5 protein-coding genes and 1 pseudogene are annotated in these 5,449 nt (G+C 45.1%); 3 read left to right on the top strand and 3 right to left on the bottom strand.

Annotated elements, in window-relative coordinates; translation table 11 throughout:
* Positions 1-143 precede the first annotated feature (143 nt).
* A complete protein-coding gene (locus ACEW9J_RS12870; protein ID WP_373545518.1) occupies positions 144-332 on the top strand; it encodes a hypothetical protein in 189 nt (62 codons plus the stop codon).
* 137 nt (positions 333-469) lie between these two features.
* On the opposite strand, the gene ACEW9J_RS12865 is transcribed toward ACEW9J_RS12870, so the two are convergent.
* Positions 470-2,428, bottom strand: a complete 1,959-nt coding sequence (locus tag ACEW9J_RS12865) for an FHA domain-containing protein (protein ID WP_373545517.1) — start codon at positions 2,426-2,428, stop codon at positions 470-472.
* 159 nt (positions 2,429-2,587) lie between these two features.
* Between ACEW9J_RS12865 and ACEW9J_RS12860 the strand changes: the two genes are divergently transcribed.
* Positions 2,588-2,923: a hypothetical protein gene (locus ACEW9J_RS12860; RefSeq protein ID WP_373545516.1), complete on the top strand. Its 336-nt coding sequence runs from the start codon at positions 2,588-2,590 to the stop codon at positions 2,921-2,923.
* 66 nt (positions 2,924-2,989) lie between these two features.
* On the opposite strand, the gene ACEW9J_RS12855 is transcribed toward ACEW9J_RS12860, so the two are convergent.
* Positions 2,990-3,832 carry a universal stress protein gene (locus ACEW9J_RS12855; protein WP_373545515.1) on the bottom strand — a complete coding sequence of 281 codons (843 nt, stop codon included), beginning with the start codon at positions 3,830-3,832 and terminating at the stop codon, positions 2,990-2,992.
* A 352-nt stretch (positions 3,833-4,184) separates the two neighbouring features.
* On the opposite strand from ACEW9J_RS12855, the gene ACEW9J_RS12850 reads away from it, so the two are divergent.
* Positions 4,185-4,916, top strand: coding sequence for an HAD family hydrolase (locus tag ACEW9J_RS12850; protein ID WP_373545514.1), 732 nt, complete (start codon positions 4,185-4,187; stop codon positions 4,914-4,916).
* Between the two features lie 255 nt (positions 4,917-5,171).
* Here ACEW9J_RS12850 and ACEW9J_RS12845 read toward each other — a convergent pair.
* Positions 5,172-5,312, bottom strand: a pseudogene (locus ACEW9J_RS12845) (transposase); the annotation flags it as partial.
* Positions 5,313-5,449: the final 137 nt, after the last annotated feature.

The raw sequence follows: 5,449 nt of genomic DNA, 5'->3' as shown, positions 1-5,449 counted from the left end.
AAAGATATTTAGTCAAGCTTTATGCTGCACTAAATTTAATTAATACAATCTCATATTTGATTTTAGTTTCAGTTGATATTGTCGTGATGGCAACTAGTTGACAAGTACTATTGAATTGGCTGTTTTAATTTTTATCGATCGAAATGTACCCCATTTTGGTGCGTTCACCTTGGGCTGCTGGTGAGAATCAGGATCTAGGTGTTGTCAAAACTATCCGTAAACCCAATGTTAAGTTGATTATTGCCCCTTTTCCTGAACACAGGCATCCTGACGACCCGTTTTTCTTCCAACCAGCTTCTCAAACTCTCTTGACAGTTAGCTTACAGGCTTAACCTGTCACTGATGCTCCGAATAAAACCGCCGCTAAACCATCTCTGCGATCCGCTGCGCGTTGGCGTAGCCTGCGCTTTGCGCTTACGGGAAACCCGACGAGCGCGCGTCGCTGGTGCAAAATGTGAGACTACTAAATTTAATCTGGCGATCGATTATTCATCCATTTCCACCATTGAAATAAAGATCGAGATAAAACCAGCGGCTGTAGTTGTTTGGCATTCCGCGAGAGTAGATCTTGGGTAATCTCAAAAGCTGCGTATTGCAACCCCAAAAAACTATCTACAGGTGCATAGTAATTGCCTAAAGTAATGGCTCCCGACGCATAAACTTTACCCGATTGGTTTGCCATTGCAGCTAATTCAAAGTCAGCCGTAACAGTCAGTCTACCGAGCTGATTGATTGGTAAATTATATTGCTGCACCAAATCTTGGAGGAGTGGACTTGCCATGATTGGCGCATCTACAGCGGTAGCATCGATGATAAAGTCTGATTCTAACTGCATGTCGCTCTGGACTCCCGATCCGCGCACGGTGGTAATCGTGCCATCATGAGTAGGATGGGGTAAGACTTGCTGAACTTCGCCGTAGAAGATCTGATACCAGCCTTTATTGATGCCGCCAGTGATGATTCTGCGCCAGTCGGGACGATTCATCGTTGTCACACCGCCCCAATCGGCGAGTAAGTGCTGACGTTGTTCTGGTGTGGCAGTTTCGAGAGTCGCTTTATACTGTCCTCCCCAAGCAGATTTCGGCCAGTTGAAGGGCTGGAATTCGTAATTGTGTTCGACTTTTCGCTCGGCTAAACCGTATTTATTACCTTCGGTTTTTGCAGAGCGAAGTAATTGAATTACTTTGATTTCGACTTGCTCGTTACTACGTCGTAATGTGTATAGTTTCTGAAGAATTCGGGCGGCGACAATCCCCGTTCCGCGCAATAGTACCGTTCCCCCAGATGTAGCTAAAGATTCATAGATATGTTCGTGCGGTTCGTAGGCATTTACTACTGTCTTGAAATCCTGGGTGCGATCGCGATAGGCTTGTAAATCTGGCAAAAATTGGAGTGCGGGATAGCCAGTGGCAATATGGACGTACCGTGCGATCGTACAGGCATAATCAGTCGGTTGTTGGCAGGTATAGACGATCGCATAACGACCATCTGTAGTCTTCCGAATTGCTTGAACGTGAGCAGTCCGAATCATTTTGCGCCAACTAATCCGTGCTGCTTCCCGATCGATCGCCGCGATGACATCTCCAGATTTGGGGGTATAAGTAGCCGCCAGCGTGGGTTCGGCAAATACCTGCCAGATGTGTCCGAGACTCGATCGGAGTTTCCCCTTGGCAATGCCTCTAGTCGCCTCTAAGGTCGCATAATTAGGAAAGCCCCAAATATTGTCAGGACAAGCATCCGCAGGGGATCTGAGCCGCTCCTGGGGGACGATCTGAGCGTTGAGACAGAGTTGCTGATAGCGTCCGTAGGGTTGTTGCTCCATTCCCAATACTCGCACCTGCTCGGTACTCACCCCACCAATTCGCAGCAAATCTACCCAGATAAAACTTCCCAAGCCGCCGCCGATGGTGGCATATTCTACTTCTTCTACAGGCAATCCGGTGGCGTGGATGGCTTGAGGATCGATCTGTTGCTGTTGGAAAATCGGGGGTAGACAACTATTCACCTGAATTACAGGTGGTGGCGTAATTCGGGGATCTGGACGATTGGTGACAGAGTTAAATCCGATTTGGGATTGACTGGCTGGCGTTGTAAGTTGGACATTACTGGGAATAGCGATCGCGATCTGATAATTCCCAATTTGGATGACATCTCCAGGTACGATCTGACTTTGGGTCTGTTTTTGCCCGTTAATAATAATGCCATTACTACTACCTCGATCGACGATTGTCAGTCGATCTTGGTGGATCTCGATCGAGGCATGATAGCGGGATACGTCCAAACTACTCAATACAATCCGACAAACGCGTTGCCCATCGATGAGATCGGGAAGTCGCTCGAATTCCCGTCCCAAAGCAATTGGGACAGTTAACAGGGGTTCTTTGCGTTCTCCTGTGGCTGGATCTTCCCACATCAAACGGATTTGCACGAGTGATTTACAGAGTGTTTAGTTGTCAATTTTAGCAGTATGGGCGATTTTTTGGTCGATCTGTCAAGCTGGGTGTGAATTTAGCATTGACTCTGGTGCGTTACCCTCCGGGATAACACACCCTACAGTATTCTCACAAATCAAATAGGATTACTATATATGAGCGATCGATCGCCCAATGAAAATCTCATCCAGAAGTTAGCGGCGGGTAAATTATTTAGGATAGTTGCACTCGCGCAGTTCTGCATTCATCTATGTGTTTATATTGCGTCTTTTATCAAACTAATTACGATCGAAGCTGGTGGATATTATGATGTTGGCGTTTGGACTTTTATTGGTATTACCTCTGGATCGATGCCACTATTGGCGATCGGGGCGTGGCTAATTCGACACAGCTTGAAGATATCTAAAAAACAAAGATTTTGGGGATATTGCTTTGATATCTTAGTCTTGATTTGGATTGCTTCGATCGGCAAGCTAAGTTATTTTAGGTAATTGGCTGGTTTGAGGTAAATTAGGATATTTCCTCAAACCTAAAACCTCAAACCTAAAACTTAAAACCTAACCCGCAGCGCGACTCAGCAGTACGGGACAGGGTGCTTTTACCCGCACATAGTCAGAGATTGAGTTACCTAATAGGCGATCGAGATCTGGTAAGTTTTTAGCGATCGAAGGACGACGATCTGGCGAACCAAGCATCACGAGATCGGCGTTAAACTCCTCAGCAGCTCTACAGATTTCTTGACCAGGTTCGCCAGCAAAGACAATACATTTATAAGCTACGCCTTGTTTTTTTGCTTCATTAATCGCAGGTGCAAAGATCGGATCTTGTTCTGGTTTGATAATTGCAGCGGCAGATTTTTCAGTGGCTTTCACTTGAGTGATGAGGATTTGACTACCTTTAATTTCTCGTAAAAAGGAGAGTGCTAACTTTAGCGATGCTTGAGCAGGGACAGAGTTGTCATATCCCACCATGATTTTAGAAATACTTTTGATGGAAACATCATCCTTTACTAATAACATCGGGCGAGAAGTAAGCTGAAAGACATACTGACTAACAGAATTGGAGAGGATCGACTGGAGCCGATTTAGTCCCCGCGAACCCATAATAATTAGATCGGAATTTTCCTCGTCAGCAACTTGACAGACAATATCTTTAGGATCGCCTTGTTTGAGTCTGACATTGACTTTAGCGGGATCTAGTTTGAGATACTCGATCGCTTCAGCCAGGATTTTACCGCCAGCGGTGAGCTTTTGAGACATCAGCTCGGCGGAGACTTGCGGAGTCACTACATGTAAAATAGTGACGTTTGCCCCTTTGACGATCGGAATTTCCATCATCATTTTCAGCATCTGTTCGCACTTTCCCAATCCAGCGACAGCGATTAAAATATTTTGAATCATTGGTATAGTATCCTATCTAATTCTTAAATTAGCTGGTGATGAGATGAGTCTCGATGGTTTTGATAATTCGAGCGGTTGACTAGACTTCCTGCTAAAGTCAGGCTTTAGGCTTTAGGGCAAACTCCAGATGAAAATAATACTAGAAAAGATTTTGTTTTACTTTTACAGGAGGTCTACTGATGAAAATTCGATCCTCAAAGGATTGTTAAACTAGTTAGCTATATTCTCGATCTTGCACTGCTATCCCACTCATACCTCGCGATCGCAATATTATTTATTATTTAATTTTTCTAGCAGGTAGGGTATAAAGGATAGTGGCTCAATTCAATAGCTCCCATCATTAGATTGCCTCATGATTTCGATTAATTGTCTCAACCGCCAGTTTACAGATATTCAAGCAATCATCTTTGATAAAGATGGTACCCTGGAAGACTCTGGGGATTATCTTCGCAACCTCGCCCAAAAACGGGCACGACTAATTGACGCTCAAATCCCTGGTGTGGGCGAACCGCTGCTGATGGCATTTGGGGTAAACGATGGTGGCTTAGATCCAGCCGGATTGCAAGCGGTGGGTAGTCGCTCCGAAAATGAAATTGCGGCGGCGGCTTATATTGCCGAAACGGGGAGAGGATGGAGTGCGGCTCTAGATATTGTACGTGGAGCTTTTAGCGAAGTCGATCGAGTGATGGAATCTACCCCCAATGCGATGTTTCCTGGCTGTCAAGAATCGATCGAATCTTTCGCAGGTGCAGGGCTAAAATTAGGCATCATCTCCGCCGCAACTACCAGTCAAGTTGTCAAGTTTGCTCATTACCATAAGCTACAGCCTCATTTTCAGGTACTTTTAGGTTCCGATCTCCAGTTCGCTAAACCAGATCCGCGCCTGTTTCAATTTGCTTGTCAGGAAATCGGCGTAAATCCCGCGCAAACCCTGATGGTTGGCGATAGTAGCTGGGATATGATGATGGGCAGTCAAGGCGGTGCAGCGGGCTGTATCGGCATCTCCTGGGGTCGATCGATGCAGCCTTTGATGATGGCTAATGTGTCGATTGAGGATTTGTCCCAGTTACAAATTATTAGTTAGCGTGAGTTGCTAAGCTGTTTTATATCTAAATCTTTTGACTGAATCTCTTACAGCAAAGGTTCTAGAGGACAAAAAGAGTGTTTTAAATGTTTGACAGCTTACCGACTGGAATGCCTACGATTAAAATCGTGGCTAGTGTTGCAAAGTCCGCCTTCGCGGACTGACATATTAGCTCACAGCTTGCACCAATACATGAGGACTAGTAAAAGCAACAGCCCTTAGAGGATGTTTGGAAATACGGAGAGTATAAAAGATTCAGGCAAGTCTCCGTAGCATAAGTCGGATCATGGCAATATGAATAAAAGCTTCAGAAGAAGCAGGTAAACGTTCATAATCAACATTGAGACGGCGACACCAGTGCAACCAGCCATAAGTACGTTCAACAGTCCAGCGTTGGCTCTCCTGTACTTAGGGTGATAATTTAAACTTATTCAAATGATCGGAGCGGAGCGGAGATTATTTGAATAAGCAAGCCAACAGTTTTTCTCTCATCGATTTGAAACTAGCAAAACCGTAACTTTGGCGGAGAATTA

It is taken from the genome of Chamaesiphon sp. (assembly GCF_041737865.1).
GTDB lineage: Bacteria > Cyanobacteriota > Cyanobacteriia > Cyanobacteriales > Chamaesiphonaceae > Chamaesiphon.
This window is presented reverse-complemented; position numbering and strand designations above follow the sequence as displayed.